Annotated in this window: 28 protein-coding genes; 5 read left to right on the forward strand and 23 right to left on the reverse strand. The window is 61.9% G+C overall.

The genetic code is table 11. The annotated features are described in order from the left end of the window. The first annotated feature begins 133 nt into the window (after nucleotides 1-133). Nucleotides 134-1054, forward strand: coding sequence for a hypothetical protein (locus U3654_RS18235; protein ID WP_324752950.1), 921 nt, complete (start codon nucleotides 134-136; stop codon nucleotides 1052-1054). 135 nt (nucleotides 1055-1189) lie between these two features. On the opposite strand, the gene cysE is transcribed toward U3654_RS18235, so the two are convergent. Next, a complete protein-coding gene (cysE, locus tag U3654_RS18240; RefSeq protein ID WP_324752951.1) occupies nucleotides 1190-1996 on the reverse strand; it encodes a serine O-acetyltransferase in 807 nt (268 codons plus the stop codon). A 66-nt stretch (nucleotides 1997-2062) separates the two neighbouring features. On the opposite strand from cysE, the gene U3654_RS18245 reads away from it, so the two are divergent. Then, the gene (locus U3654_RS18245) at nucleotides 2063-2419 is read left to right on the forward strand and encodes a TraR/DksA family transcriptional regulator (protein WP_324752952.1); all 357 of its coding nucleotides are present in this window, start codon (nucleotides 2063-2065) and stop codon (nucleotides 2417-2419) included. On the opposite strand, the gene U3654_RS18250 is transcribed toward U3654_RS18245, so the two are convergent. From U3654_RS18250 to U3654_RS18320, 15 genes are all read right to left on the reverse strand, one after another. Next, complete coding sequence (locus tag U3654_RS18250; RefSeq protein WP_324752953.1) at nucleotides 2416-6429, reverse strand: baseplate multidomain protein megatron; 4014 nt, start codon at nucleotides 6427-6429, stop codon at nucleotides 2416-2418. The two genes, U3654_RS18245 and U3654_RS18250, sit on opposite strands and share 4 nt — an antisense overlap. Further along, nucleotides 6429-6878, reverse strand: coding sequence for a peptidase (locus U3654_RS18255; protein ID WP_324752954.1), 450 nt, complete (start codon nucleotides 6876-6878; stop codon nucleotides 6429-6431). The genes U3654_RS18250 and U3654_RS18255 overlap by 1 nt, the downstream gene beginning before the upstream one ends. Next, nucleotides 6875-7762 carry a DUF2163 domain-containing protein gene (locus U3654_RS18260; protein ID WP_324752955.1) on the reverse strand — a complete coding sequence of 296 codons (888 nt, stop codon included), beginning with the start codon at nucleotides 7760-7762 and terminating at the stop codon, nucleotides 6875-6877. The genes U3654_RS18255 and U3654_RS18260 overlap by 4 nt, the downstream gene beginning before the upstream one ends. Continuing rightward, a complete protein-coding gene (locus tag U3654_RS18265) occupies nucleotides 7759-8391 on the reverse strand; it encodes a DUF2460 domain-containing protein (RefSeq protein WP_324752956.1) in 633 nt (210 codons plus the stop codon). Before U3654_RS18265 ends, U3654_RS18260 begins: the two co-directional genes overlap by 4 nt. A gap of 14 nt (nucleotides 8392-8405) precedes the next feature. Then, nucleotides 8406-9068 (reverse strand): phage tail tape measure protein, encoded by a 663-nt coding sequence (locus U3654_RS18270; RefSeq protein ID WP_324752957.1) that lies wholly within the window; start codon nucleotides 9066-9068, stop codon nucleotides 8406-8408. Next, a complete protein-coding gene (locus tag U3654_RS18275; protein ID WP_324752958.1) occupies nucleotides 9061-9264 on the reverse strand; it encodes a rcc01693 family protein in 204 nt (67 codons plus the stop codon). The genes U3654_RS18270 and U3654_RS18275 overlap by 8 nt, the downstream gene beginning before the upstream one ends. Further along, on the reverse strand, nucleotides 9261-9581 hold the full coding sequence (locus U3654_RS18280; RefSeq protein ID WP_324752959.1) for a gene transfer agent family protein: 321 nt from the start codon (nucleotides 9579-9581) through the stop codon (nucleotides 9261-9263). Before U3654_RS18280 ends, U3654_RS18275 begins: the two co-directional genes overlap by 4 nt. Before the next feature lies 1 nt (nucleotide 9582). Continuing rightward, nucleotides 9583-9996 carry a phage major tail protein, TP901-1 family gene (locus U3654_RS18285; protein ID WP_324752960.1) on the reverse strand — a complete coding sequence of 138 codons (414 nt, stop codon included), beginning with the start codon at nucleotides 9994-9996 and terminating at the stop codon, nucleotides 9583-9585. A gap of 24 nt (nucleotides 9997-10020) precedes the next feature. Further along, the gene (locus tag U3654_RS18290; RefSeq protein WP_324752961.1) at nucleotides 10021-10428 is read right to left on the reverse strand and encodes a DUF3168 domain-containing protein; all 408 of its coding nucleotides are present in this window, start codon (nucleotides 10426-10428) and stop codon (nucleotides 10021-10023) included. Then, nucleotides 10425-10763: a head-tail adaptor protein gene (locus tag U3654_RS18295; protein ID WP_324752962.1), complete on the reverse strand. Its 339-nt coding sequence runs from the start codon at nucleotides 10761-10763 to the stop codon at nucleotides 10425-10427. Before U3654_RS18295 ends, U3654_RS18290 begins: the two co-directional genes overlap by 4 nt. Further along, complete coding sequence (locus U3654_RS18300) at nucleotides 10763-11362, reverse strand: head-tail connector protein (protein ID WP_324752963.1); 600 nt, start codon at nucleotides 11360-11362, stop codon at nucleotides 10763-10765. Before U3654_RS18300 ends, U3654_RS18295 begins: the two co-directional genes overlap by 1 nt. A 153-nt stretch (nucleotides 11363-11515) precedes the next feature. Next, on the reverse strand, nucleotides 11516-12706 hold the full coding sequence (locus tag U3654_RS18305; RefSeq protein WP_324752964.1) for a phage major capsid protein: 1191 nt from the start codon (nucleotides 12704-12706) through the stop codon (nucleotides 11516-11518). Nucleotides 12707-12742: 36 nt separating this feature from the next. After that, the gene (locus U3654_RS18310; protein ID WP_324752965.1) at nucleotides 12743-13297 is read right to left on the reverse strand and encodes an HK97 family phage prohead protease; all 555 of its coding nucleotides are present in this window, start codon (nucleotides 13295-13297) and stop codon (nucleotides 12743-12745) included. Nucleotides 13298-13320: 23 nt separating this feature from the next. Further along, the gene (locus tag U3654_RS18315) at nucleotides 13321-13575 is read right to left on the reverse strand and encodes a GTA head formation protein, RCAP_rcc01685 family (protein WP_324752966.1); all 255 of its coding nucleotides are present in this window, start codon (nucleotides 13573-13575) and stop codon (nucleotides 13321-13323) included. Beyond that, nucleotides 13568-14761: a phage portal protein gene (locus tag U3654_RS18320; RefSeq protein ID WP_324752967.1), complete on the reverse strand. Its 1194-nt coding sequence runs from the start codon at nucleotides 14759-14761 to the stop codon at nucleotides 13568-13570. The genes U3654_RS18315 and U3654_RS18320 overlap by 8 nt, the downstream gene beginning before the upstream one ends. A 205-nt stretch (nucleotides 14762-14966) precedes the next feature. Between U3654_RS18320 and U3654_RS18325 the strand changes: the two genes are divergently transcribed. Beyond that, nucleotides 14967-15569, forward strand: coding sequence for a dimethylsulfonioproprionate lyase family protein (locus U3654_RS18325; RefSeq protein ID WP_324752968.1), 603 nt, complete (start codon nucleotides 14967-14969; stop codon nucleotides 15567-15569). 40 nt (nucleotides 15570-15609) lie between these two features. Here the strand turns inward: U3654_RS18325 and U3654_RS18330 are convergent, their stop codons facing one another. The 5 genes from U3654_RS18330 to U3654_RS18350 all read right to left on the reverse strand — a co-directional run bounded on the left by U3654_RS18330 (nucleotide 15610) and on the right by U3654_RS18350 (nucleotide 20920). After that, nucleotides 15610-16986, reverse strand: a complete 1377-nt coding sequence (locus tag U3654_RS18330; RefSeq protein WP_324752969.1) for a DNA-packaging protein — start codon at nucleotides 16984-16986, stop codon at nucleotides 15610-15612. Continuing rightward, the gene (locus tag U3654_RS18335; protein WP_324752970.1) at nucleotides 16889-17230 is read right to left on the reverse strand and encodes a hypothetical protein; all 342 of its coding nucleotides are present in this window, start codon (nucleotides 17228-17230) and stop codon (nucleotides 16889-16891) included. The genes U3654_RS18330 and U3654_RS18335 overlap by 98 nt, the downstream gene beginning before the upstream one ends. Before the next feature lie 204 nt (nucleotides 17231-17434). Continuing rightward, entirely contained in the window at nucleotides 17435-18433 is a 999-nt protein-coding gene (locus U3654_RS18340) for an MDR family oxidoreductase (RefSeq protein WP_324752971.1), read from the reverse strand. A gap of 75 nt (nucleotides 18434-18508) precedes the next feature. After that, complete coding sequence (locus U3654_RS18345) at nucleotides 18509-19999, reverse strand: M81 family metallopeptidase (protein WP_324752972.1); 1491 nt, start codon at nucleotides 19997-19999, stop codon at nucleotides 18509-18511. Nucleotides 20000-20017: 18 nt separating this feature from the next. Further along, nucleotides 20018-20920 (reverse strand): DMT family transporter, encoded by a 903-nt coding sequence (locus U3654_RS18350; RefSeq protein WP_324752973.1) that lies wholly within the window; start codon nucleotides 20918-20920, stop codon nucleotides 20018-20020. A 188-nt stretch (nucleotides 20921-21108) separates the two neighbouring features. Between U3654_RS18350 and U3654_RS18355 the strand changes: the two genes are divergently transcribed. After that, nucleotides 21109-22119 (forward strand): NAD-dependent epimerase/dehydratase family protein, encoded by a 1011-nt coding sequence (locus U3654_RS18355; protein ID WP_324752974.1) that lies wholly within the window; start codon nucleotides 21109-21111, stop codon nucleotides 22117-22119. A gap of 6 nt (nucleotides 22120-22125) precedes the next feature. On the opposite strand, the gene U3654_RS18360 is transcribed toward U3654_RS18355, so the two are convergent. After that, complete coding sequence (locus U3654_RS18360; RefSeq protein ID WP_324752975.1) at nucleotides 22126-23574, reverse strand: mannose-1-phosphate guanylyltransferase/mannose-6-phosphate isomerase; 1449 nt, start codon at nucleotides 23572-23574, stop codon at nucleotides 22126-22128. Nucleotides 23575-23664: 90 nt separating this feature from the next. Between U3654_RS18360 and selD the strand changes: the two genes are divergently transcribed. Then, nucleotides 23665-25872 carry a selenide, water dikinase SelD gene (selD, locus tag U3654_RS18365; protein WP_324752976.1) on the forward strand — a complete coding sequence of 736 codons (2208 nt, stop codon included), beginning with the start codon at nucleotides 23665-23667 and terminating at the stop codon, nucleotides 25870-25872. Here selD and mnmH read toward each other — a convergent pair. After that, complete coding sequence (mnmH, locus tag U3654_RS18370; protein WP_324752977.1) at nucleotides 25859-26929, reverse strand: tRNA 2-selenouridine(34) synthase MnmH; 1071 nt, start codon at nucleotides 26927-26929, stop codon at nucleotides 25859-25861. The two genes, selD and mnmH, sit on opposite strands and share 14 nt — an antisense overlap. Nucleotides 26930-26992 lie beyond the last annotated feature (63 nt).

Below are 26992 nucleotides of genomic sequence, written 5' to 3' on the forward strand. Positions count from 1 at the left end.
GCGCGCTTTTCCGCGCTTGGGCTATCCGAACCACTCAGTGGGCGGTATCAAACTGAAACATTATCTTGAAATCTCTATCCACTGTGTGATTCAGTAGCCTCATAAAAAAAATAAAAAACCTGAGGTGAGCAACATGATGACCAGATCAAGCAGACTATTGGCGTGCGCCATGCTGACCGTGCCGGGAGCGGGGTTGGCGCAGGATTTTACGGGTGCCGCGACGCTGGGATACGCATATTCGTCCGTTTCTGGCTTCCGCCCCAACGTGAACGGCTTTTCACTGGACGGTGCGGGCACGTTCGCATTTCAGAGCGGCTTTAGCCTGGATGTGGACGGATCCCTCCTGCATGCCAATCCGGATCGGGGCGGCAATGCGGGCGTGTTCGATGTAGGCGGTCAGCTGAATTACCGATTTCTGTCCGGTCCGCTTGTCGGCGCTTATTTGGAATATGCGAGTCTGGACAGCAACGGCCTGCTCGGCAGTGATATCAACGCGACATCCTATGGCGTGACCGGGGGGTATGAAGGTTCGCTGCTTCAGGCCACCGCGTTTTTCGGTGGAACGGACGCATCCACCATGCTTGGCGCGTCGTCGGATTGGACGGACTACGGTGTGAATGTGGCTTATACCCCGACCCAATATACCAAGTTCGCGGGTCATTGGATGCGTAGCGACATCGACACTATATTCGCCGAGACAAAGGTGACCAGTATCGGAGTCGGTGGTGACCATGATTTCGGTGCCGGTTTTACTGGTTTTGGCGCAATCAGTCATTTGAACTTTGACGCGCGCAATATCGATGCCACGTCGTATGGTTTTGGTGTCGGCTATGATCTGAGCCAGATTGCGAGGGTCCCCGCGCAAGTGTCATTGGAACTGGCGCGCACCAAGATTGATCCGGTCGGGCCCGATACGGATGTGGATACCATTCGATTTGGCGTCACAATCCCCTTGGGCGCCCGCAGCGGCGGTGCACCGCTGAACAGCGCCGCAAGCAGCGCCATGTCTCCGCGCCACAATGCGCTGTCGACATTCTACGACAATCTCTACTGACTACTTTGAGGGCCTAGGGTGAAATACGAAAGAGCGGACAACTCCGCCCGCTCTTTTTTGGGCTGGCGCAGGCTGAACCTATCGAGACCTATCGAAGTGTCGCCGCATTGCCTCACGAGCGAATAGCAATGCGCCTCAGCGCACGCCCAAAAGCTGATCCATCCTGACCGACGGCTGATCGCATCCCGCCTCGCCCACGATTTTTGCCGGAACGCCTGCGACAGTCTTGCATGGGGGAACCTCCTCCAGCACGACCGAGCCTGCAGCGATTCGGCTGCAATGGCCCACCTTGATATTGCCGAGCACCTTGGCACCAGCACCGATCAGAACGCCGTCACCGATCTTGGGATGACGATCCTCTTCTTCCTTGCCGGTGCCGCCCAGTGTGACGGAGTGCAACATGGACACGTTGTCGCCCACGACGGCAGTTTCGCCAATGACGATGCTGTGGGCGTGGTCAATCATGATCCCCTTGCCGATCTTTGCCGCCGGGTGGATATCAACCCCGAACACCTCAGACACCCGCATTTGGAAAAACCGCGCCATATCGCGCCTTCCATCACGCCAAAGCAAATGCGCAACGCGATAGGCTTGCACGGCCTGAAATCCCTTGAAGAACAATAGCGGCAGGATGTAGCGGTCACATGCGGGATCGCGGTCATAGACGGCCACGATATCTGCCCTTGCAGCAATGCCGGTATCGGGGTCGCTGCGATAGGCCCAGTCACAGATTTCGCGCAGGATCTGCTCGGGCATTTCGTTTGAGGCCAGCTTCATCGATATGCGAAACGCCAGCGCGGAATCCAGCGACCTATGATGCAGAATGCTGGAATGGACCATGCCACCCATCAGCGGTTCGTCCTTGACCGCATCCTGGGCCTCGGTGGTAATCTGGTGCCAGACCGGATCGCATTCGGTCAGCTGTGCGTGCGATTTGCCCATGGCCAAGCTCCTTTTTTCGATGTCCACTATAGCACACGCGAGGGAATGGCAAAATGCAAAGCCGTGATGAAGCAGATCACTGCAATGGATGATATGCCGCTTGCCCATCTACGCTGCGTGATTGCCAAGCGCCTGCGCTCTCTGGACCAAGAGGACGCGTTGGGCGCGGACAACCGCGCAACGGTCCAGCTGGATCAGCAATCAGTGGGCCGTCTGAGCCGGATGGATGCATTGCAAGCCCAAGCGATGGCCAAGGCCCATCATGCTCGCCACGCGGCGGAGCGTCAAAGGCTTATGAGGGCGCTCGCCCGTATGGACGAGGGCGAATTCGGCTATTGTGTGGATTGCGGTGATTCCATCGCTCCGGCGCGACTGGACTTAGATCCAGCCGCGCCGCTCTGCATTTCGTGCGCGCGGGGTTAGCCCGCGACAGCCACCTGCGCAAATATGCCGGGGCCAAACTTTGCCGATAGTTGCGCCACATGCACTTCAAACGGTCCGGCCCCATCTACCGTTTTTTGGGCGGTGTCATAACGCCACGTGGGCGCGGTCAGCGTCACTTCGCGCAATACAGTTCCGCCGCGCATGATGCGCAAAAGGTAGCTTTCGCTTTCTTCGCCCAGCGGAACCTCGGGCGAGTCCCAACGATCGCCATCAATTCGCGTGCGGCGGATCCATGTGACGTCCGTGGCACCGTCCACTGACGTAACGGCGCGTAGATGCGCTGGGCTGTAAGGCCGCAGGCCGATTCCCTCGAATGCAAGAACCGCATGCTGGTAGGATGGATCGTCCACCGGACGCCCGGCCGGACCGATCCTGAAATGCTGCGCCCGTCGCCGCAACGCATCAGCCAGTTCAATCTGGCCTGGGATTCCGTCGATCATCACCAGAAAACTGCCCTCGGGCCAGCCCTTGGCTCCGGCGCTTTCTGTGCCCAGTTGGCCACGCAACCTATGGCTCAGAAAATGAGTATCGGGCCCAATAAGAGCGGCGTCGCGAAATTGAACCATTTCCCATCCGTCCGGCGTGCCGTCTCCGATCGCGCAGAGGTTCGCACCCGACAACAGCGCGTCGTCGTCCACACCTTCGAGCCGTCCCGAAAGCATCCGCACCGTCAGCCCATCGCGCCGGTCAATCAACGCGCCGTCATACGGTGCCAATGCCGTCTCCAGCAGTCCGATCTTCGAACGCCCCTCGATTGTCCGGTTTAGGCGGTAATTGGAATCGCTTCCCGAGGAGAAGAGGGCGACAGACCCCGGCCAGGGCCGCGCCGTTACCGCGAGGTGGGGCGCATTTGGCACCTCCTCGCCAGTCATTAGCGGCAGATCCAGAAATAGCGGTAACACCGGAACCGGCGCCACGAACGGGCGCACGTCGGGCGGCGTCTCGGCGATGTCAATGGGCTGATAGCTTTCGGGTTCGATCCGTACGCCGTCGATGCGCTGGGCATTGCCCATCTGTTCGACGCGGTCGATCCTGAACAACCCCTTGCCCCCGGCTTCGTCCAACCCGATCACGTCGCCCGCGCCCAACGCCAGCAGCGATGGAGGCAGCGTCAGCCGCACGGTATCAATGGATACGCGCGCCTCCGACAACCACCGCTCCGTCACTGCGCGCCCTTCGGCCCGCGTCATCGCCAGCGGCACTTCCGAGCTTGATACGGCATGGGTGGCGTCGTCGGGCAAAATCGCCTCTTCCGAAATCACCTTGAAATCACCGTCAGCCTCGATGAACCGCAGGCGAACCCGCCCGGCGATCTCGGCCGCGCCGCCGCGTGTCTCCTCCAGCCGCGTGCCGCTTTCGGCGTCGCGCACCAGATGATCAATGCCAATCTGCGCCGCCGGGAGCCCATCGCGCATCCTAAACACCAGCACCCCGTCCCGCTCGATCGCGTCGAATCCATAGCGCAGCATCAGCGGCTGAAGGGCCGAGCGCGCTTCGCCGACCTGTTCGACCGAATACCCGCTGACATAACCGAAGAGCTGCGAGGTATCGACGTACAGGAGACCCGCGCGCGCGGTGATCTCTTCAACGACCGACGCCAGCGACCGTGCCGATGTGCGTCCCGTGATCCAATGTCCGCGCGCATGATTCCGCCCGTCGTCCCAGAGCGAACGATTGTTTGGAAAGAACGGAAAAGGCCGCGCGTCCCATGCCCAAACATACGCATGATCCATGTCGATCATCGGCGCGCCGTATTCTGACGACACGGGATTATGCGTCGGGTCGGCCCAGTAGTCGCTCATGGCGCGCATATACTGCCGCTGGATCAAATCGTCCCGCCGCCCGTTAGAGAATTTCGGCAGAGCCGATTCAGACGACTTGGCATCGACGAATTTGTTCGGCTCGTTCGTGCCCTTGTCGATCGCGGCACAGCCGATCTCGGTAAAGCGGATCGGCTTCGACCGTGGGACCCAGGCGCTGGGCTGTGTCGCGCGCACGCCATCCACCCGGTCGTGATGCACGTTCTGCCACCAACCCCGGATATCTTTGTTGCGCCACACCCACGGCTCGCCATAGGCGTCATCAGTGATCGGGGTTCGGATTTGCGCCTGTGCCGCCTCGGGCGAATGGTAGAACCAGTCATAGCCCTCGCCGCCCTCGATGTTCGCCTTGAGATAGTCCAGATCATAGATCGACCCCCAAGCCGCATCCGCGTGGTCCTGCCCGTCGCGCCAATCGGACAACGGCATGTAATTATCGATCCCGATGAAATCTATATTCTCATCCGCCCAGAGCGGATCCAGATGGAAGTACCGGTCGCCCGATCCATCCTGCGGCTGATAGCCGAAATACTCTGACCAGTCGGCAGCATAGCCGATCTTGACGTCGGGCCCGAGCAGTGCACGCACTTCGGCTGCCAGATCGATCAGTGCCGACACCGCAGGAAAGCTGCCGTTTGAGCCGCGAATTTGCGTCAGTCCACGCATCTCCGAGCCGATGCAGAAACTCTCGACCCCGCCCGCGATCGCGCAAATTGCAGCGTTATGCAGAATAAATCGCCGATAGCTCCACTCATCCGGACCGGTATAGGTGACCGGGCTGATCGGCTGGAGCGGCTCGAGTTTCAACAGATCAAAATACTCGTTTTCCCTCGCTCCGCTGATCGGTGCGGGAGTCTCTGGAATTTGTGGGTAGAGACCGAAATCGGCGGCGCTTGCCGTGCCGAAGAACGCAGCAACCTCCGCGTCGGCCCCGCCTGTTCCATCCGTACTGTTATCGCGTCCCGGCGCCTCGGACAGCGTAATGCGACCGCGCCACGGCAAGGGCGGCTGCGACTCCGCATCGCTGTAAGGATCGGGCAGGGCATTGCCTGCGACCTGGTCCATCAGGATGAACGGATAGAACATCACATCCTGCCCGGCGTCTTTCAGCGCAATGATCGCCTCAATGACCGACGTATCGGTCGGCGTGCCACCGTAGATGGCATTGCCCTCATCGGTTTGCGGAACGGCAAGTGCCTGTCGCCGCGACTGCCCAGCGACTGACCACGGCATGTTTCGCGCATCATAATTTTTTTGCTCGACCTTCGGACGCAGATTGCAATTATCGCAGCGCAGGTCATCGCCGAACCAGCTAACCACCAACGACGTGCTGCGACAGGCTGGCAACTCACCGGTGAGCGACTCAAGCGACGTGGCAAAATCGGTTTTGCCCGAGGGTGTGTTCACGTTAACCAGCGCTGACGCGCCCGGCCCGTAATTCAGCGTCACAGGTGTCGTCGCTAATGTGTATTCACCGCTGCCGGACAACAATGCAACCGCCCGCACGCTGCGAACCGGGTCCAACTCGGCGCCTTCTACTTCCAGTTGCGATGGGCGCGTCACCTCAAAGGTGAATTGTGGCACGCGGTTTCCAAATGGGCCGAGGTCCAGATCTTCGATCACCACATAGGCCGTGCCGCGATAGGCAGGAACGGTGCCTGTACCCTCAACGGCTTCAATCTTGGGGTCGGGTAGCTGATCGCGGGTACCGGGATAGACCCGCATTACGACCGAGTCGCGCGCAATCTCGCTACCGTCTGCCCAAATGCGGCCAACATGGCTGATCTCGCCGTCGCACAGCGCCAGCGCAACGCTGACCGAATAGCTGAACTGCTTCGTTTTGGGGCTGCTGGGCGCACCTTTTCCGCCCCCTCCGGTGACATTCACCTCCTCGCGGAATTCAGTTGCCCAAATAATTTGCCCAGCGACGCGCATCCGCCCGTAGATCTGCGCGATCGCGTCGCCCTCACCTGATCCGGTCAGGCGCAGACGGCTGGCACGGCCTGTCTCAACCACGTCCGAGCCTTGTCCCATAAGTCGTTGATCGATCGAGCGCCCGATGACCCCCCCGGCAAACCGCCCGACAGCAGCCATGGACAGGCCCAGTACCGTGCCGCCGACTGATCCACCAATGGCCGCACCCGCAGCAGATAATAGAATAGTCGCCATCAGATACGCTCCTCGGGAAAAGTAAACCGCGCCACAATCCGGCGCCGCCACGGCAGGCTTAGCGGGCTTTCGACGACCGCATGACCTGAATAGGCATGAACAAAGGACGCCTCAGCGCCCAGGCGACCTGCAATGCCCAGATGTTTGGCCACCGCGCCGTCACGCATGCGAAAGAGCAGCACATCGCCCGGCGCTTCCTCTGACAGATTCTTGGGCACCAAGTGTCGCTGCGCCGCCTGCCAGAGCGCCTCGATGCGCGCAGGCTCGGACCAGTCCATCGAATAAGCGGGCGGCGTTTCGGGTTCGGTGCCCAGCACCTCGCGCCAGACGCCTCGCAGCAAACCCAGACAGTCGGTCCCGGCCCCCTTGCAAGACGCCTGATGCAGATAAGGCGTGCCGATCCAGCCGCGTGCGGCGCTCACGACCCGCTGATGAAATATATCGGTCATCGCCGACTCCCTCCATCAAGGCTACTGGACCGGGACGGATCAGTGATCGACCAGTCATCACCGGGAATGTCCGGAAAACCCTGAAAGTTGTAAAAGTTCTGGAATTTCAGACGACAAGTCACAGCGCGCTTATCGCAACCGGCTTCCAGCCGAAGAATGTCGCCCACGCGCACATCCGCGCGCAGCGGGTGCCACAATTCGATCGCGCGCTGTTTGCCGTCCATACCATCGCGCTTGATCAGCCCGCCTAACCCCTTGGCTGTGCCATCCAAAACGATCAAACGGCCATGCCGAAACCATTCCGCGTCGAAACCGCCAAAGGGTGCGAATCGAAAAACCCGCCTATCCTCGATCTCATCTGCGGCCACTTCCTTGGAGTAGCCAGAAGTATTCATATCGAACCCACAGCTGCGATCTCCCAACACAGCCGAGCACGGCTTTTGGTAAACCCGCCCCAAGGGCCGGTTCAGCGCCTCGGTCAGGCCGCGCAACTCCGCCTCGAACGCCCCGCCCGAGCGGCGCAATTCGCCAATTGTGCCACGAAACTGCAAATGCCGCTGGCGCACGTCCTGCCAATTGACCAGCCAGGCGCGGATCTCGGCGCCGTCATAGCGGCCCGCCTCGATATCCTCCTCGCGGATTGATGTATCGCTCAGCGCACCCAATGCCTCGGTATTGTCCACCGACAAGCCCGTCGTCTGTTGAATCGCCAAGGCGCTCAGCCCCGTATCGGCGCGAAACGTAAGCCCATTAAAACTGAGCGGACCGTCGTGATCGGTGAATCCCAATACGACACCATCCTTGCGCTCCAGCGCCCAGGCCCGGCAGGTCGTGGTGACACCCGTCTGCAAATGCGCGTGCAGCGCGCTATCCAGCCCGCTCATACCCGGATCTCCACCACGGGCACGTTCGGTGCGTCTCCAGCTTGAAAGCTTGCAACACTAACCAAAACGCGGTCTGTGTCGAACCGCACCGGCACATCGAATTCATAGCCGGCCGTCACCCGTTCGCCGTCGTTCGGCGGGTGGTTGAACGTCACGATCCCAGTGCTGCAATCCACCTGGTAATGCACGCCTTCGTCCTGCTCGTCCCCGCCAATGCCGATTCGAATCGACCCGCAAACTGGCTTGGTAATGGGGCGCGCGTAGGTATGCTCGCCCGACCGATAGGTCTTGATCAGTTGAAAGGTTGGCGACAGGTCGTCGCCGAACGCAATTAGCTGATCGTCATAGGCAGGATCCAGCAGCGCACCTCCCGATTTATAGTCGGCCCAGTCCTTCCAGCGAAAACCATGGATCTGCCCGCGCCGCGCCTCGAAAAACGCGATCAGCGCCTCGATATCATCGAGGCCCCGCATGGCGACGCCTGCGTCATAGCGGCGACGCGAATGTTGCCAAGGCGTGTTACGTTCTTCGAATCCGTTGGCCAGCGTTACGACATCCGTTTGCCGCTCCGGCCCGCCGACCGAGCCAAAGCTCAGGTTCGCCGGAAATCTTACTTCGTGGAAACCCATGGTCTTTCTCCCCTTTACCGATTGCGCTGACCGCGCCCCAGAACCCGGCTCATCTGCGCTGCGATCTGGCCTTGGCTGCGGCGGAACCCTTCGGCATCGGGCGTCGTGATGTTCATCACTACGCTTACATTTCCGCCGCCACCGCCGCCGCGCACACCCAGTTTGCCGTCAGCGCCGCGCGCCAGCGGCATGATCGCCTCCGGCCCCGCCTCGCCCATCAATCCGGTGCCGCCACGCATCGGAAAGGTCACCGGCCCACTAACAACTCCGCCGCTGGCGAATGGCTGCACGCGCCCCTGCGAAAAGCTCGCACCCTTCTCAAAGGGAAATAGGTTCCCGACAATGCTGCCGACCCCACCGGCCAACAGTCCGCCCACATGATCGCTCACCGGTTTCACGGCAGCGTTAAAGGCCGTGTTGATCATCGAACTGGCCAGCGTGCGTAGTGATGACGACAGGCTGTCTCCGTCGACCACCGCCCCCTTGATCGCGCGCCTCAAACCTCGGCTCATCCCGCGGTCCAAGGTTGCCACGTCATATCCGGTCTTTTCGAACGTGCCGCGTACCCTTGCCAGCTCCGCGTTGAACGCCGCTGCCATATCTGTGGCAGCGCCCAAAGACCCGTCCAGCGCCTCGATCTGTGCGTCCAACGCGTCAAGATTTTCACCGTCACTCATCGTCATTCTCTCCTCGCGTATCGGGATAGGCCTGCATCAAGGCATCCAGCCGATCCCGCACCAAAGGCGCGCCGCCTTGCGCCTCGCCCAGCATCACCCGCAGCTCGGCGGGGGTCAGCGCCCAAAATTCGGCGGGCCTCAGCGCCAGACCTCGCAGCCCAGCCTGCATAAGCCCCGGCCAGTCGAACCCGCTCATCGGTTTTCAGGCAACATGAAGGCCCGTGCCAGCAACTCCGCCGCCGCGCGGGCCGCCGCCAGCGGCCCGCCTTCGATCTCGGCAGCGATCAAGTCGCCCGACGTGCCTTGCCAGCCCCCGCCGCGCAGACCCGCGACGATCAGCGCCAGCACGTCGCGGGTCGAAAACGCACCCGCTTCGAACCGTTCGACCAGATCCACCAATGAGCCTGCCGCCAGCCCTGCTTCCAGCTCGGCCAAAGCGCCCAAAGTCAGCTTTAGTGCGCGCCGCTCACCGTCGATGACTACCGCCACCTCACCTGCCCAAGGGTTTGCCATCTCAGATCGCCGTAAAGATCATGCGACCGGCGCTGGCCAGCGACAGCTCGTATGTCGCCTCACCATCATGGCTGCCCGCATATTCGATCGACGTCACCTGAAACGGCCCCTCGATAATGCCGAAATCTGGGATGACAACCTGAAAGGCGGGCGTCTCGCCGTCAAAGAAGATCTGCCGCGTCCGCTCGTCCGAACCCGCGTCGCGGAAAATACCCGATCCGCTGATCGCCGCCGATTTGATGCCGGCACCGCCCAGCAATTCACGCCAGCCGCCCGCACTCTCCAGGCTCGTTACATCCACGCTTTCGGCGTTAAAGCTGATGCGCGTCGCGCGCAGCCCTGCCACCGATTCAAAGTTGCCATCACCCGTTAGATCGACCTTGATCAGAAGGTCCTTGCCGTTTTGAACTGCCATGTGTCTCGTCTCCGATTGAATAGGTTAAACTGCGTCGTCGACGCGCGCGCGAAACGTCAGATCGATCCGCCGCAGCTGATCGTCGCGCCGCGCCCGTGCTTTGTAGAAATTCAGCGCCGCCAGATGCCCCCGGTCCAGACTCAGCTCCGCGTCTGTCAGCGCATCACCGACCGCCGCCGCCGCTTGTTTGGCCGCCGCAAAACCGGCGGCATCACTGACGACCGACACCGTGAACCGATGCCACGCCCCGCCCGATGTCGCGTCCGAGCGATCCCGCACATCCTCAGGACCCAGCGTCACATAGAGCGAGGGCAGCGCGCCCGCCGGAGGTGCGTCATAGATCGCCCCGCCAACCAGCGCCGATAGCTCCGCATCGCCGATGAGTTGCCCGTAAACCGCCGCCTGTAGCGCCGCCGATCCGCCATAGCTCATACCGCCACCTCCTCTTGCGCATAGCAGGTGAGGTAGCGACCCAGCGGGTCGCGCTCCGTCACCGCTTCGATCCTGAAAATGCGGCTGCCCTCGCGCAACCGCTGTTCGGGCTTTGGGCGCGAGGGCGCACCATAGGGCGCCGCTCTGACCGTGATCTTGTAGCCGATGCTTGACAGTTGCGCTGTACCGCCCACGACTTCGCGTCCCGTGCGCGCGATGATTTCCGCCCACACTTCACCCACTTGTTGCCACGTCTCGGCGTAGCCGCCCGCGCCATCGGGTGCGCGCTCCGGTGCCTCCAGCGCCAGATGCCGGTTAAGGTTGATACGCTTCATCACGCAGCCCCCCCGCCCAGCAGGCGCACGGTACGATATCGCTCGATCAGGCTGGTCACGCCAAAAGGCATACAGCCCCCGCCCAGCGCCGTGTCGGCGCGATACTCATAGAAATGTGCGGCCAACAGCAGCACCGCCTGGCCCAAGTCGGCAGGCAGATCGCCCCACGCCGCGCCAAAGCCTGCGCGAAATCGCACCACCACGGCCCCACCTGACGGGACGGGCGGCAGGATAGTGCCCACTGGCACCAACCGGGGCCGATGAGTGTCCTTCTCCAGCCGGAAATGTGCCGGATTGGCCACGTCCTCACTGCCTGACATATGCCGCAGCACGACATCCTCGATGGCCTTCACCGGCGCAATCGGAAGCGCCTGCCCATAGCCCGTGCGCCACGCCGTCAATTCCCACGAGAATACCCGCTCGATCAGCACCTTGCCGGTGCGCGCCTCGATCGACGCGATAGCAGCGCGTAGGAAACTCGCCAGAACCGGGCCTTGCACATCATCGTCGGAAAATCCCGTTCCCAGCCGCAGATGCGCCTTGAATTGCGCTATCGGCAGCGCGGCCTCGGGAACGGCGGTTTCTTCAATCAACATCATGGAATAACTCCGATAGTCCCGGATCCCTCCGGTGGTTCAGGCGCGCGCCACCAGCGTTGCTCGGACGGAGGGGAGCAGCTGGACAACGCATCAAGTGAATGGCGGCGCGCGCCACGGACGGGGGCAGATACCCCCGCCCGATCCGCGCCTCGCTTAGGAGGTCGCGAATTTCAGCAGCTTGATCGCTGCATAGTCGCTGACGTCACCGCCGACGCGCTTGGTCGCATAGAATAGAACGTGCGGCTTGGCGCTGAAGGGGTCGCGCAAAACGCGCAGGTCCGGGCGCTCGGCGACGGTATAGCCCGCGCCGAAATCACCAAACGCGACCGACATCGAACCGCTCGCCATGTCCGGCATGTCCTCGGCAATCAGCACAGCATAACCCAGCAGGCGCGCAGGCTCGCCCGCAGCCAAGCCATCGGACCAAAGGAAGCGGCCATCAGCGTCTTTCATCTTGCGCAGCGCGCCAGCAGTCTTGGAGTTCATCACAAAGCTGGCATTAGCGCGGTATTCGGCACCCAGGGCATAGACCAGATCGATCACCGCATCGGCACTGTCGAAATCGCCATCCACGCCCGTCGGAACGTAGCCGAGGTTGCCCCAGGTCCAGACGTCATTGTCGATCGACGGCTTGGTCAGAAAACCAGTCGGCTTATCCACACCGTCACCCGCAACGAACGCCGCCGCCTCGGCACGCGCGAACTTGTCCGCGATACGGCCAGCCAGCCAGCCTTCGATGTCGAAAGCTGAATCATCCAGCAGACGCTGCGATGCTTTGGGCAGGGCGCTCAACTCGTGCAGTGGAATAGTGATGCGGTCGATGCCGGGGGTCGCCGTCTCATTTACGCCAGCTGCCTCGGTGGCCCAACCATGACCGACATCGCCATGATCGATCAAAACATCAAAGCTGGTTGCCTCGACAGCCACGACATTGGCAATCGCACGGATCGATGCTGTTGCGCTCAGCGTCGACTTGATCGTGCTGGCCGTCTGCGGATCGACCAGATAGCCGCCATCGCCAGCGACGGACGTGCCCAGCGCCTTGCCTTCCAGCTCCAGACCGCGCAGGCCGTCATCATCGCCCGAACGCAGATAGGCATTGAATGCCTTCTGATGTGGCGCGGGGCCGTCATTGCCGCCCGCCAAAACAGGACGCGCAGGCACAAAGGATTTACGTTCGAACATGGTCATTTTCTCTTCTTGTTGTTGCAGTCGTTCTTCGATGTCGGACTGAAAGCCCTTCAACTCTTGCACAAAGCCCGCCACGGCGGACTTCACCTCGGCCACCGGCTGGTGGCCCTCGGACACATCTTCCCCGGCCCGAGAAATCCCGGTTTCATTCATCACCTGCTCCTTGTTTCGTTGTCGGTTTTTCCGGCGCTAGCCCCGCGCCAATTCCCGGCGCGCGGCCTCGAAGGTCGCCGCCAATTCACGCAGATCGCCGGCATTCAGGTTGTCGCCCTTTGCCGCCACCCGCGCACTGGGAAGCATGGGGAACGTCACTAGCGACACTTCCCACAACTCCAGTTCCTGCAAGAGCCTCTGACCCTTGTTGTTCTTACTCGCCCGCACCGTGCGATACCCAATGCTGAGGCCATCAATTGCACCTGCACCGATCAGCGCGGCGGCTTCACGCCCGCGCCCGATCGCCTCCAGCAGACGGCCCTTGACGTAAAGCCCGCGCTTGTCCTCTCGCACCTCATCCCAGATGCCGATAGGCTGCGCCGGGTCATGCTGCCACAGCATCTTGACCTGGCGGCTCTCGGCGCTCAGCTTGGCGAGTGATTTGGTATAGGCACCCGCCATCACCACATCGCCGCCTTGATCGGTGTCGCCAAAATAGCTGGCATAACCCTCGATCTCGACGCCGTCCTTGACAGTCAGGTCCGCATCGAACCGTGCAAACTTGCGCTCCAGCCCTGTGTCGATATCCATACGCCTCATCCTTTCCTCAAACCTCATGGCACCGCCGTTAGAAGGGGCTGCAATGCCTGTGCCAGCATCGCGCCCGCGATGCCGTAAACCGCCAGCCATAGACGCCGCTCCAGACGCTCCATCGCCTCTTCCAGTTTCTTCTGCCGATCTGCCAACGCTTGAAATTTCAGCACCGCCACCCGCTCGTTCGCTTCCAGCCGCAGCGCAGGCGCACAATCGAACGCCTCAAAGCCATAGCGCTCTGGCCGCCTGTCATCCGGCCTGCGCTCTTCATTCATCCGCGCAACCCGGCTCAGGCAGGGCAGGCAACCCCAGCAGACTGCGCTTTTCGCCGTCGGTCAGGAAATCAGCGCCTGCAACCCGTGCCCATTGCGCATCGCGTTCAGCGGCCAGCGCAGGCACCTGATCCAGATCAGGCTTCAGATCCAGCGCCGTGCCTTCGAACCCACTCAACCAGTCCGACAGACTTGCCGCCACTCGGCTCGCCAGCGGCAGAATAGTCAGCCGGAAAAACGCCCGGTTCGCCTCCTGATAGTTAGAATAGGTCGCATCCCCCGGTACCCCCAGCAGCATTGGAGGCACGCCAAAGGCCAGCGCAATCTCGCGCGCCGCGCTCTCCTTGGTCTTCTGAAACTCCATGTCCGAGGGCGAAAATCCCATCGGCTTCCAATCCAGCCCGCCTTCCAGCAGCATCGGCCGCCCTGCGTTGCGCGCGCCCTGATGATGGCTTTCCATCTCATCCACCAGCCGCTGATACTGATCCGTGCTCAGCGTTCCTTGGCCCTCAGCGCCGCGATAAATAATCGCCCCCGAAGGCCGCGCCGCATTGTCCAGCAACGCCTTGGACCAACGCGAAGCCGAATTATGCACATCCACGGCCTGTGCCGCTGCCTGCATGGGCGACAGCCCATAGTGATCGTCCTGCGGATGAAAGCTCTTGATATGACAAACCGCCGGATGTCCCTGGCTTACGTCGAACCGATGCTTGCGGCCGCTCACGGCGTATTCATACGCTACCGGCCAGCCATCTGCGCCGGGTACAACACTCATCCGGTCCGAGCGCAGCACATGCAGCTCGACCGGCGCGCCATCTGCACCGCCTACGGCTTCGACATAGGCATTGCCAGTCAACAGTAGCTGACCATAAAGCGCCTCCAACAACTCTGCGCGTCCCTGCGCAGGGTTCGGGCTGCGGATCAGCGACAGCATCGGATGCTCTGCATAACGCTGTTCCGCGTCCTGCAAGACCAGAGGCAGCGCCGCGGCCGCCTCGGCGATCATCTTGACGCAGCGAAAACCCACCGGATTGCCAGCAAAACCCTGCCGCGTCAGCGTTCCGCTGTCCCGCGCGCTCCACGCCACCCGGTTTGAGCCATGCCATGCCATCACGCGGCCCGCCGCGCTGGCCTTGACCTCGGGGACGCTAGGCTGCGCCGCGCCTTGCCGAAAGAAGTCCATGATCATCTGTCGTCACTCCTTGCTGTGCCGTACCGAACTTTAGGCGACTGCCTTTGATCCGCTGTTGAAGGCATCAGACACCTAAAGGTTTAAGAAAATTAAATCAGACCGTGCGCTGGTGGGTGCGACCCTTGCTGCGTTGTCCCCAACACGGTTTTTCTGGGCAACCCTGCACGGCGCCGCTAACGTACAACGGCTAGGAGGCCCCAAAATGCGATCCGAATCTCTGCAAAATTTCCTTGATGCTGCCCAAAGCGCCTTTGCCACGCGCGTCCAGAATCCGCACGCCACCGCGTCTCTGTCGCGCATCTTTGCAGCACTTGAGACGCACGGAACACCATCGGACGCCCTCGGCTCCCGGCTTCCACCCTGCGTCCATCTGGAACAGGCGGCCAATCCACAGAATTTCCCTGATCCGACTCTGCACCGCCTGATAGAGACGTTTCAGACGCTCGAGTCGGATCTTCAATGGTGGCCGCGCAAAGGCGACTGGACCAACGCCGGGCCGGGCTTTGGCGACAATCATGCCAACGCCATGATTGTCGGTCCCGGCGGGGCCGAGCGGCGCAGCGACGTCTGGATCGGCGCATCACTGGTCGCGCCTAACATCCGCTATCCCGACCACGACCACCCGCCAGAAGAGACCTATCTGGTTCTCAGCCCCGGTCAGTTCATGCAAGGCTTGGATAACTGGTTCGAGCCGGGCATTGGCGGCACTCTCTACAATCCGCCCGGTATCTTGCACGCGATGCATTCGGGCGACGCGCCACTTTTCGCCTTTTGGGCGCTCTGGGCCGAACCGCATCCAGCGTGATCGCGCCGGGCGGCCTAGGTCAGACCGCCCGGCTAACGCCTTAAACCGCTCGCACCCGTGGGTGTCGCCACTTTGCCGCTGGTTCGATCATCAGTTCATGTAAGGCCCAGACCAGCGCATCGACGCGATCAGGGCTGCCCTTGCCCTCGTAGCCCTGCACGGTCATCGCGCACATCTGATCCTCCAGATCGCCTAGCCCGCGCAAGTGATGCACGCGTCCCTGCTCATACAATGCCGCAATAGGCTCGGCCCGCGCCACCTTGCCCCGGCTTGCATGAACGGTCTTGATCGGGACCATGGGGTCGATTTGCCGGATGACCTCCGATACCATCTCACCACCCTGATTGACCTCGGCGACCAGTCGCTCGGCCCCCCATGACTGCATCGCGCGCACGGATGCAGCCGCCCATTTGGCCGGGCTGGCTGCGCTGACCGACTCGTCAGCCAGCACATAGGCGCGCCAATCCTGCACCGGTCCCCGCGTGATTGCGCCGACCACGACGATCCCGCACTCATCTGCCTTTGGACCACCCGTCACAGGTGGGTCGACCGCCACGACAATACGATCCATCTCGGGCGCTAACTCCACCCGGATCTCTTCCAGCATACTGGTCGTCCACAATGCCCCTTCCGCATCCTCCATCAGAACGCCGTCCAGTTCCTGGCGCCCTAACCGCGTCCCGGCATAGCGCGTGCGCACCTCCTCCAAAAAGCTCTCGGCCAGAAACGCCTTGTTCGCCTCAGTTGGGGCGCTGGTCGTGACGGTCGAAGACGATTTTAGCAACTCCTTCAAAACCCCCACGTTGCGCGGCGTCGTCGTCACGCAGACGCGCGGTCGCTCCCCTAATCGCAACGCGAACTGAAGCATATCCCAAGTCTCGCGCGCCTTCTTCCACTTCGCCATCTCGTCGACCCACGCCCCGTCGAACTGCGGCCCGCGCAACCCCTCCGGCTCATGCGCGGAAAACACCTGCGCGACGGCCCCGTTCGGCCAGATCAGCCGCGCCTTGGACGCCTGCCACTCAGGTCGCCTGTCGGGCGGAGAGCAGGCCAATATACCGCTCTCGCCGAACACCATTACGTCTCTAACCTGCGCTACAGTCTCTCCAATCAGTGCCAGCCGCCGGCACGGCCCAGCGTCCAAGGGTGTCGATCCTTCGACCTGCGCGCGCACCCACTCCGCCCCGGCGCGGGTTTTCCCCGCGCCGCGACCGCCCATGATGACCCATGACCGCCAGTCGCCCTCAGGCGGCAGCTGATGTTTCATCGCCCAGAACTCGAACAGATAGGGCAGCGCCAGCAGTTCCCCTTCATCAAGGCTATCTAGGAAAGCGTCCCGGACATCCGGCCCTTCTGAGGCGATCCAGACGGCACCCGATCGAATCCCGTGCTGCGTCCATGTCGAGGGCGTATCCATTGACGATCCCCTGTTCTTTCTTCTTGCGTTGCTCAAGTTGTGTCTCCGCTTCTATTGCCATTTTCAGCCATTGCCGAATGTCGCCCAGAATTCGGCTTCGGTTTTTGATATCGTCAAAATCCTCGGCCCGGACCTTGTCCGACAGCGCCTCCAGATCCTCACACATGCCGCGCAGCTGACGTTCCAGCGTAGTGACAGTCGCGCTCAGACCCGAGGGGCCTTCTTCGGGTGTTATCAAACTCATTCGTGATCACTGCCTCATGCGATTGCGTTGTTGCCCCACCGCCCGCGCAAAATGAAAAAGCGACCGCCGAGGTTTTACCCTCGGGGCCGCTTGCCCACTTCTTCCAGCATGTCACAACCTATACGCGAGACCGTTCGCAAAGTCAAACGATTTCAATAGGCTGAGCGACTCTAACCGCCCGTATTGATCACACTTTCTTAAGGTTTAGCCGTTCACGTCCACCACAACGCGACCCTTCACCTTACCCTTCAGGATATCCTGGCCCAGTTCCGGCAGATCGCTCAGCGTGGCCGGTTGCACCATCGCTTCCAGCTTCTCCATCGGCAGATCCGACGCGATCCGCTTCCACGCTTCGACACGCCGCTCATATGGCTGCATGACCGAATCGATGCCCAAGAGGTTCACTCCCCGCAGGATAAACGGCGTAATCAGCGCGCCCTCGATAGGCGCGCCGCCTGCCAGACCAATCGCGGCGACGGACGAGCCGTACTTCATCTGCTTCAGTACCCGCCCCAGCATCACACCGGCCACCGCATCGACGCAGCCCGACCATTTCTCGGCCTCCAGAGGCTTCCGCGTGACTTCGGTCAGTTCGTCACGGGGCACGATCTGCGTCGCCCCCAAGTCTTTCAGATAATCTTCCGTCTCGGGTCGTCCCGTCACCGCGGCCACCTTGTAGCCCAACTGCGACAGTACGGCGACAGCCACGCTCCCCACGCCGCCAGCGGCCCCCGTCACCAGCACCGGATCCGCGTCGGGCACCAGCCCCGCATCCTCCAGCGCCATGATTGCGAGCATCGCGGTTAATCCCGCCGTGCCCACTGCCATCGCCTGACGCGTGTCCAGACCGTCTGGCAAAGGCACCAGCCAGTCGGCCTTGACCCGCGCTTTTTGAGAGTAGCCGCCCCAGTGCGCCTCACCCACGCGCCAGCCGGTCAGAACCACCTTGTCGCCCGCCTTGTAGCGCGCGTCATCCGACGACTCGATCGTGCCGGCAAAATCAATCCCCGGCACATGCGGATATTTCCGTACCAGCCCACCACCGGGCCCGATGCAAAGACCATCCTTGTAGTTGACCGTCGAATATTCGACCGCCACCGTCACGTCGCCATCGGGCAGATCACTCTCGGATAGCTGGGTCACAGCGGCGCTGGTCTTGCCGCTCTCTTCGTCCTTACTTACGACCAAGGCGTTGAACGTCATGTCTCGTCTCCTTCTGGGGTTAAGGTCAGAACGCGGCCTGACACTATCCGTTCCGTGTGGCTGCGACCCGATCGCCTACTCACCGGGCGTCCAGTCCATACCGCGATCAATGGGAAAGATCGGCCGCGCGATCTTCTCAAACGCGAACAGATCCAGATTCGAACTGGTGATCCCTGCGCTCGCACATTCCAGTACGATCCGCGATAGCGGGCCAAAGACAGGGCGGCAATACATCCGCGACTTGAGGATCAAAAACCGCGCCGCGATGGGGTCGATGCCTGCGCACGCGAACACACCCAAATCCCAAGGTTCATGCGGGCGCTCGGTGATCAGAACAGTTGCCGCACCCATCTCCAGTACCGCAGCGCGCCCCATGTCGCAGGTCTGCCCTGTATAGATCGGCCCGCTAACAACATAACGACCTTCCCCAACAAAGCCCACAACGCCACTTAGAGCCAATGGAGCCTTCGCAGGAAACCCCTCCAGAGGCACCTTGTTTCCCAGCGCGATCGTTATCTCGGCCCCGGTTCCAGCCGCTCTCATCTGCGCAACGACCTCGGGATCGCAAATCGGCCCGGCGATAATGCCAGTCAATCCGGCGTCCAGCGCCGCCTCCAACACACCGATTGTGTCGCAGGTGCCGCCCGACATACAGTTATCACCATGATCCAGTAACAAAACCGGGCCATCCCCCGGCTCTTCGGAGGCGCGCACGGCGCTGGCCAGCGTCTCGGCCAAGGGCGCCTCATTATAGACAAACCCTTCCCGCCCCGACCATGCCGCGCGGGCCAGTTCATCGGCCACTCCGCGCGCCAGTGCAGCGTTGTTCGCGACAGCGACGACCGATACGCCAACATCGGCAATGTCAGATAGTGGAAACCCGCCAAAGACCGTCACCGCATGAACGCCTTCGCGCAATTCCGCCTCGCGCGCAGCCGCCACGAGGTCGGTCATGATCCCCGGCTCTTCGGTGTTCATCTTCAATGTTTGTGCCAGGATCGGCGGATGCGACAGCGCCATGACCGGCGCTGGACCGCCCTGCAACATGGCATCCATCATGCGCACCACGTGGCGACCCGTCTCGTACATGTCGATATGCGGATAGGTCTTGAACCCGGCAATGCAGTCACAATTTTCGACCATCCGCGTGGTGATATTGCCATGCAGGTCCAGCGCCACGCCCATCGGCACACCCGGTGCTGCGGTCCGCAAACGCGCCAGCAACTCGCCCTCGCAGTCGTCGATACCGCGCGCCACCATCGCGCCGTGCAGGTCAAGCAGGATCGCATCGCAGCCATCCTGCACCGCCTCCACTATCGGCGCGGCCAGCGCCTCGAACACGTCTGCTTCTGCCGGTCCGCTGGGGTTGGCCGTCGCGCACAGCGGTGTCACCAACTCCGCACCCTGAGCCTGAGCATATTCAATGAACGCCCCAAAGGCGGTTGCCGACCCAGTGCCGAATTCCAGCGCCGCCGCGCCATGTAGCGGGCCAAAATCCTCCAGCGGTGTCTGCACGGGCGAAAACGTGTTTGTCTCATGATTGAAACGGGCGGCGACGATACGCATGGCAGGGTTCCTCTTGGGCTAGTCGGGCTGGGTAGGACGCTTGGCGCGCCCTGTCAGGGTGATCGCGATCGACAACACGATCAAGCCCAGAGCGACGATCTTTTGCCAACTCACCGGCTCGCCCAGCAGAACAATGGCCGAAATCACTCCGACTGTCGGCGCGGTCAGGATGGAAATGGCAGCGACCGTCGCAGGCAGGCGACGCAGCAGAACGCTCCACAGGAAATAACAGGTCGCCATCGGTCCCGCGACGTGAAAGGCGAATACCATCCACGTTGCCCGTCCCGGCCATATGGCCAAGGCATCCGGCTCCAGCCACAGCGCCAATGGCCAGGCCAGAATCAACGAGACCACGAAGAACCAAAATGTCAGCGCCAGCGGCGATAGCGACCATTTACGCCCTTGCACCAGCACGTTGCCGATGGACCACGAGAGCGCGGCCATCAATATCAGGAACGGCCCCAGCGGTGCTGCGACCAGCGCCGCCAGATCAACCGACGCCAATACGCACAGCCCGGCCAGCCCGATCAGCACTGCCGCGATCCGCCGCTTGGTCAACCGCTCGCCTAAGAAAATTGACGCCAGCACAGCTGTGATGGCTGGCATCGTATAGGCGATGATCGCGGCCCGTGATGCTTCTGTCAGCAATTGGCCAAGCGCGGTCGTGACGTTGAAGCCAAAGATCACGAACAGACCCGCCGCAATGATCGGCAGCGCCTCCCTCGGTGCGGGACGCAGCCGGTGACCCAAACCGCGCACGATGCAGAACAGCACCACCGCCCCGCCGGTGAATCCCGCCGCCCGCAGCGTAAAGGGCGGCACCTCGCGCAGCATGAATTTAACCGCAGGCCAGTTCAGCCCCCAAAGGACACCCACCAGCGCAACCATGACCAGCGTGAAAGGCGTCAGTCGCTGCTCCAAGGTGTTGCTCCCGCTTGAGGCGCGCCGTCCCAGCATGGAAAGGGCGCGACAGCCGGGACCGTCACACAAGTTGCGCCGGGTTTCCATGGCGAATCAGCCCAGCGAATTAGCCCAGTGACTTTTTAGTGCAGCCGCGTGTAAACCAGCGGCGGACCCTCCCCCGAGGCGGCAAAGCAAGGACCATGCAGATGCGCACGATTTTCGTCACCGGCACTGCCGGCTTCATCGGCTATCACCTCGCCCGGCACCTTCTGGCCGAAGGCTTCCGCGTGGTCGGTTTCGACGGCATGACCGATTACTACGATGTTGCGCTGAAACGTCGCCGCCATCAGATGCTGCTGCAAACCCCCGGCTTTACCGCTCATGAGGGTCTGCTTGAGGATATGGACCTGCTGTCCCGGTGCATTCAGAACGCTGCGCCTGACGTCATCGTCCACCTCGCCGGACAGGCGGGCGTGCGCTACAGCCTTGAAAATCCGCGTAGCTATATTTCCGCCAATATTGAGGGCACGTTCAACCTGATGGAATGCGCCCGCGAACTAGCGCCCGCGCATCTGCTGATGGCCTCAACCTCATCCGTCTATGGCGCGAACACCAACATGCCATTCAATGAACTGCAAAAGGCCGACATGCCGCTCACACTCTATGCCGCGACCAAGCGCGCGAACGAGCATATGGCACATTCCTACGCCCACCTGTGGAAAATCCCGACAACGATGTTCCGCTTTTTCACCGTCTACGGACCGTGGGGCCGCCCCGATCTGGCGCTCTATAAATTCGTGCGCGCCGCGCTGGATGGCGAGGCAATCGACGTATATAATCATGGCCGCATGGCCCGCGATTTCACCTATGTCGATGATCTGGTCCACGGCATTAGACTGCTGATCGACACGCCCCCCGTCCAGCCCGACAACCCCGATGATATCGCCCCGAACGACAGCCTTAGCGCAGCCGCGCCGTTCCGCGTGGTCAATATCGGCAATGGCGAGCGGGTCGAACTGATGGATTTCATCGCCGCGATCGAGGCCAAGCTGGGCTTTGAGATGAAGAAGAACATGATGGAGATGCAAAAGGGCGACGTGCCCGGCACTTGGGCCGATTCGTCCCTGCTTGAGGATTTGACAGGCTATCGGCCAAATACACCGGTCGCCGAAGGGATCGGGAAATTTATCGACTGGTATCGCGACTACCGCCAATAGGTGTCGCTAGCCTTTGGCGCCCTGGCCACGCGCATAGACATCCTCATAGCGGATGATGTCGTCCTCGCCCAGATAACTACCAGTCTGCACCTCGATCAGCACCATTGGCAGCTTGCCGGGGTTCTCCATTCGGTGCACCGCGCCCAGCGGGATATAGACCGACTGGTTCTCGCTGATCAGGCTCACCTTGTCGTCAATCGTAACCTTCGCAGTGCCCTCGACGACGATCCAATGCTCAGAACGGTGGTGGTGGCTTTGCAGACTCAGAGCCGCGCCGGGATGCACATGGATGCGCTTGACCTGAAAGCGCGCACCGATTGCGAGGCTCTCGAACCAGCCCCAGGGGCGATAGTCACGCGGTAACGTCTCGGCCTGCACAGCACCCTTGGCTTTCAGCGCGGCAACGGCCCTTTTCACTTCCTGCGCCCGGTCCTTGTGTGCCACCAGCACCGCGTCGGGCATCGCAACAACGATCACGTCGCTCAGCCCGATCCCAACCAGCTCCTGATTGCTATCCTCGGCGCGCAGCAGCGTGTCATGGCAGTCCAGCGCCGTCGCAGGCCCCCAAGTGACGACGCCATCGTCGTCCGGCCCACTCTTGCGCCAGACAGCGTCCCAGCCGCCCAGATCGGACCAGTCGCCGCCAAAGGGCACAACCGTCAGATTGTCCGCCTTCTCCATCACGGCATAGTCGATCGAAATATCGTCCAGCGTCGCCCAAGGCGCGGCCGCGAGGCGGATAAAGTTTAGATCGTTCTCGGCCCCCTCGACAGCGGCGCGTACACTTTTCAACATGTCAGGCGCATGTGCGGCAAAGGCGTCGATGATCGCACGCACGGACAGCAGGAAAATGCCTGCATTCCACAAATGCGCGCCCCCATCCAGCAACGCCTGCGCCTTGGCCGCGTCAGGCTTCTCGACAAAGCCCTTCAGCGGTTGTGGCACAGGCGCAAAATCAGCCTCAGGCGCTTCGGACATCGCCAGCCAGCCATAGCCTGTCTCGGCGCGGTCGGGTCGGATACCAAATGTCACCAACTGGCCATCCTTTGCAGCAGGCACCGCTGCGCGCACCGCAGCGCGAAACGCCGCCGCGTCGGGGATCACATGATCGGACGGCGCCACCAGCATCACCGCTTCGGGGTTTTCCGCCTCCAATATCAGCGCCCCGGCCAGCACCGCAGGCGCGGTATTACGTCCTTCTGGCTCGATCAGCGTCGCTGCGGGCGAGATTTCTATCGCTGCCAGCTGCTCGGTCACGATAAAGCGGAAATCGCTGCCGGTGATGATCGTCGGCGGCGCAAACCCCTCGCCTGAAAGGCGCCGCGCTGACGCCTGAAACAGGCTCTCATCGCCGGTCAGCTTGGCGAATTGCTTGGGATAGCTCTTGCGCGACAGGGGCCACAGCCGCGTCCCGGAACCGCCGCACAGCAACAGCGGATGTATGATATCGGTCATAAAAAATGTCCTCGGACTGAATGCGCAGGCTTAGGCTTAAGTCTCTACATCTTGTTTCACAATGCAACACTGCTTTATGCCTGCGTTGACATGAACAGTAATTTTCCCCTCACTCGTGACCTTGTGCTGATCGGCGGCGGCCACGCCCATGCGCTGGTGCTGCGCAAATGGGGTATGAACCCCTTGCCTGGCGCGCGCCTGACGCTGATCGACCCGAACCCCAAGGCGCCCTATACCGGCATGCTGCCCGGCCATATCGCCGGGCATTATCCGCGCGCTACGCTCGATATCGATCTCGGCCGCCTCGCGCGTTTCGCCGAGGCACGTCTGATTGTCGGCAGCGCGGTCGGGGTTGACCGCGCCGCTCGCCGTGTGCAGGTCGAGGGACGGCCAGACATCGCGTATGATGTGCTGTCCATTGATGTCGGCATTACGTCCGCACCCGCCAAAATCCCAGGATTCGACAGCCACGGCATCGCCGCCAAGCCGCTGGGCCCTTTCGCGGACCGCTGGCAGAATTTCGTCGAGGCCGTGCAAGCCGGCTCCGCATCGCCCGATTGCGTCATTCTGGGTGGCGGAGTGGCCGGGGTCGAACTGGCGCTCGCCATGCAATACCGTTTGTCCCATGTCACTGCAGCACCCCGCGTGCATGTTATCGACACCAAACGCGCCCTCACCGGCGTCGCGCCCGCAACCGCCCGCATCCTGCGCGCGCGGATGAGAAAAGCCGGGATCAGTCTCAGCGAAGACGCAGAAATCATTAAAGTAGCCTTTGATAGTGTCGAAATCGCGAATGGCATCGCCATTCCCTCTAGTCTCACCGTCGCAGCCGCCGGCGCGCGCCCATGGCCGTGGCTCGCGGACACGGGGCTGGACCTGACGGAAGGTTTTATCACCGTCGGTCCCGACCTGCGCAGCAGGAACGATCCGGCCATATTTGCTGCAGGTGATTGCGCCCATTTCGCACATGCCCCGCGCCCCAAGGCTGGCGTCTACGCCGTTCGCGCCGCTCCGATCCTGCACGACAATCTGCGCGCTGCTCTCACAGATCAGACCCAAACCCGCCGATTCAAGCCGCAAAAGCGCTATCTTAAGCTGGTCTCACTGGGTGTCAGAGCTGCCGTTGCGGATCGCGGCGCGCTAGGCCTTTCCCTGCCGGGCCTCTGGCACTGGAAGGACCGGATTGACCAGCGCTTCATGCAGAAGTTTCACGACTTCCCCACAATGCCCACCCCGCCGCTCCCGCGCGAAATGGCGACAGGCGTGGCGCAGGAACTGGCCCACCATCCCATGATCTGCGGCGGCTGCGGTGCCAAGGTCGGTCCCGGCGCGCTACACGCCGCACTTGATAACGCGCGCGCGGCTCATTCCAAGGGCCAGCGCGCCGATGTCCTCATCCGCCCCGGCGACGACGCAGGCGCGTTATCCATTGGCGGGCAGGTGCAGGTCATCAGCACCGATCATCTGCGCGCCTTCACCGCTGATCCGTGGCTCATGGCGCGCATTACGGCCCTTCACGCGCTGGGCGATATCTGGGCCATGGGTGCCGCGCCCCAGGCTGTGCTGATCAATATTGTCCTGCCCCGGATGAGCGACCCTCTACAGGCCCGAACACTGGCCGAAATCATGTCGGGCACCCAAGACGTCATGACCGACGCAGGCGCCGAAATCATCGGCGGCCACACCACCCAAGGGGCCGAGCTGACCATTGGGTGCACAGTGACCGGCCTTATGGAGCCGGGCCGCGTGCCCATTGGCATCGGTGGCGCGCGGCCCGGCGATCGCCTGATAATGACCGGCGCACTTGGCACCGGCGTGATCCTCGCCGCTGATATGGCTGGAAAGGCGGACGGCGACGTGGTGCGCGGCGCGCTGGATCATATGGCCACAAACCCCAAACGAGCTGCACAGAGCCTGATATCTGCCCATGCGATGACTGACGTGACTGGCTTTGGCCTGGCCGGGCACCTCCTTGCTATCTGCCGGGCCAGCGGCTGTGGGGCGACGCTAGACATGTCGGCCCTACCGCTGCTGGAGGGCGCGCAATTGCTGCTGGAAGCGGGACACAGCTCATCTTTGCATAGCGCCAATAAGGCCTATTCAGGACCTCATATACACGGCCTCGGCAATGACGCGCAGAGCGAGATTCTTTTCGACCCCCAGACAGCCGGCGGCTTTCTCGCCGCTCTCGCGCCCAAAGATGCAGAAAGCGCCCTCGCGCATCTGTCCGAAATCGGCATCCCCGCTACCGAGATTGGCACGATAGACGATGCTCCGTCGCGTATTACCCTTCGTTAGTGCCTGCCGATGCGTCTATTGCCTCGATCAGATCTGGCAGTGCAGCGCGCAGCGTGGCATCGTCCAGCGCAGGCAATGGGACTGTCTTGGGCGTTGCCATATCCTGACGATCCCGGGCGCGCTGGTAACCTGGGTCATAATGAAGGCGGATCAATTCCTCGGCCAAGGCTGCAAAATCGCCTGTCCCGACCATCTCTTGCCAGTGATTGACAATCTCATGCCCGCGCAGCGGCCTGAGCAGATCGAGACTGGTGCGCAGATCATCAGGCTTGTCGGTCATGTCGCCGTAAGCATGGGCCAGATATTCCGCTCGCGCTTCGACGGAGGCCGTAACCCTCACGACCGGCGCCATTTTCATCACTGCCCATAGACTGGGCGGCACGATGCGCGTGCCCACCTTATGCGACTCGGCTTCGATCACCACCGGGCGGGCGGGATCCAGCGCCGCAATACACTGCGCCAGCCGTCCCTCGAATAGCTTCTGAGGGGGCTGACCACCCGGCCGCGCCCCAAGGGCCGAGCCGCGATGATTGGCCAACCCTTCAAGGTCGATCACCTGCACGCCCGTGTCGCTCAGCAGTTCTAGCAGGCGTGTCTTGGCCGTGCCGGTATTGCCGTCCAGCAGCACGGGGCGCAGCGCCAAAGGTTGTTCGTACAGCATCTGCACCACCAGTCGCCGATAGGCGCGATACCCTCCGTCCAGCAGACTGACGCGCCATCCGATCTGATCCAGAATTGAGGCAAATGATCCCGATCGCTGACCGCCCCGCCAGCAATAGATCATAGGTCGCCAGCTGCCGTCGTGCTCAGCCAGTGGCCCCTCGAGATGCGCCGCGACATTGCGCGCGACCAATGCCGCGCCGATGCGCCGCGCCTTGAATCGGTCATCCTGCACATAGATCGTGCCGACGCGCGCACGCTCATCGTCGTCTAGGCTGGGCAGGTTGACCGCACCCGGCAGATGATCCTCGGCGAACTCGGCGGGCGAGCGTGCGTCGATCAGCATGTCGATGGGCAGTTCCGCCAGTTGGGCGATATCTGTGAGGGTCAGTTTCATGTCATCGCCCTACTGCGGATCGCCGCCGCTGGGAACGGCAAATTCGAGGCGACGTTTGTGCGA

The sequence above is a fragment of the Roseovarius sp. Pro17 genome, assembly GCF_035599575.1.
Lineage (GTDB): Bacteria > Pseudomonadota > Alphaproteobacteria > Rhodobacterales > Rhodobacteraceae > Roseovarius.

Excerpts from the sequence above, each read along its gene's own strand:
- U3654_RS18255 (WP_324752954.1), bottom strand. The coding sequence starts at position 6,878 with ATGACCGATATATTTCATCAGCGGGTCGTGAGCGCCGCACGCGGCTGG.
- U3654_RS18300 (WP_324752963.1), bottom strand. The coding sequence starts at position 11,362 with ATGATGTTGATTGAAGAAACCGCCGTTCCCGAGGCCGCGCTGCCGATA.
- U3654_RS18315 (WP_324752966.1), bottom strand. The coding sequence starts at position 13,575 with ATGAATGAAGAGCGCAGGCCGGATGACAGGCGGCCAGAGCGCTATGGC.
- U3654_RS18320 (WP_324752967.1), bottom strand. The coding sequence starts at position 14,761 with ATGATCATGGACTTCTTTCGGCAAGGCGCGGCGCAGCCTAGCGTCCCC.
- U3654_RS18245 (WP_324752952.1), top strand. The coding sequence starts at position 2,063 with ATGAAGCAGATCACTGCAATGGATGATATGCCGCTTGCCCATCTACGC.
- U3654_RS18250 (WP_324752953.1), bottom strand. The coding sequence starts at position 6,429 with ATGGCGACTATTCTATTATCTGCTGCGGGTGCGGCCATTGGTGGATCA.
- U3654_RS18235 (WP_324752950.1), top strand. The coding sequence starts at position 134 with ATGATGACCAGATCAAGCAGACTATTGGCGTGCGCCATGCTGACCGTG.
- cysE (WP_324752951.1), bottom strand. The coding sequence starts at position 1,996 with ATGGGCAAATCGCACGCACAGCTGACCGAATGCGATCCGGTCTGGCAC.
- U3654_RS18260 (WP_324752955.1), bottom strand. The coding sequence starts at position 7,762 with ATGAGCGGGCTGGATAGCGCGCTGCACGCGCATTTGCAGACGGGTGTC.
- U3654_RS18270 (WP_324752957.1), bottom strand. The coding sequence starts at position 9,068 with ATGAGTGACGGTGAAAATCTTGACGCGTTGGACGCACAGATCGAGGCG.
- U3654_RS18345 (WP_324752972.1), bottom strand. The coding sequence starts at position 19,999 with ATGCGTATCGTCGCCGCCCGTTTCAATCATGAGACAAACACGTTTTCG.
- U3654_RS18355 (WP_324752974.1), top strand. The coding sequence starts at position 21,109 with ATGCGCACGATTTTCGTCACCGGCACTGCCGGCTTCATCGGCTATCAC.
- selD (WP_324752976.1), top strand. The coding sequence starts at position 23,665 with ATGAACAGTAATTTTCCCCTCACTCGTGACCTTGTGCTGATCGGCGGC.
- U3654_RS18340 (WP_324752971.1), bottom strand. The coding sequence starts at position 18,433 with ATGACGTTCAACGCCTTGGTCGTAAGTAAGGACGAAGAGAGCGGCAAG.
- U3654_RS18310 (WP_324752965.1), bottom strand. The coding sequence starts at position 13,297 with ATGGATATCGACACAGGGCTGGAGCGCAAGTTTGCACGGTTCGATGCG.
- U3654_RS18280 (WP_324752959.1), bottom strand. The coding sequence starts at position 9,581 with ATGGCAAACCCTTGGGCAGGTGAGGTGGCGGTAGTCATCGACGGTGAG.
- U3654_RS18325 (WP_324752968.1), top strand. The coding sequence starts at position 14,967 with ATGCGATCCGAATCTCTGCAAAATTTCCTTGATGCTGCCCAAAGCGCC.
- U3654_RS18285 (WP_324752960.1), bottom strand. The coding sequence starts at position 9,996 with ATGGCAGTTCAAAACGGCAAGGACCTTCTGATCAAGGTCGATCTAACG.
- U3654_RS18275 (WP_324752958.1), bottom strand. The coding sequence starts at position 9,264 with ATGAGCGGGTTCGACTGGCCGGGGCTTATGCAGGCTGGGCTGCGAGGT.
- mnmH (WP_324752977.1), bottom strand. The coding sequence starts at position 26,929 with ATGAAACTGACCCTCACAGATATCGCCCAACTGGCGGAACTGCCCATC.
- U3654_RS18290 (WP_324752961.1), bottom strand. The coding sequence starts at position 10,428 with ATGAGCTATGGCGGATCGGCGGCGCTACAGGCGGCGGTTTACGGGCAA.
- U3654_RS18265 (WP_324752956.1), bottom strand. The coding sequence starts at position 8,391 with ATGGGTTTCCACGAAGTAAGATTTCCGGCGAACCTGAGCTTTGGCTCG.
- U3654_RS18360 (WP_324752975.1), bottom strand. The coding sequence starts at position 23,574 with ATGACCGATATCATACATCCGCTGTTGCTGTGCGGCGGTTCCGGGACG.
- U3654_RS18335 (WP_324752970.1), bottom strand. The coding sequence starts at position 17,230 with ATGAGTTTGATAACACCCGAAGAAGGCCCCTCGGGTCTGAGCGCGACT.
- U3654_RS18295 (WP_324752962.1), bottom strand. The coding sequence starts at position 10,763 with ATGAAGCGTATCAACCTTAACCGGCATCTGGCGCTGGAGGCACCGGAG.
- U3654_RS18330 (WP_324752969.1), bottom strand. The coding sequence starts at position 16,986 with ATGGATACGCCCTCGACATGGACGCAGCACGGGATTCGATCGGGTGCC.
- U3654_RS18305 (WP_324752964.1), bottom strand. The coding sequence starts at position 12,706 with ATGAATGAAACCGGGATTTCTCGGGCCGGGGAAGATGTGTCCGAGGGC.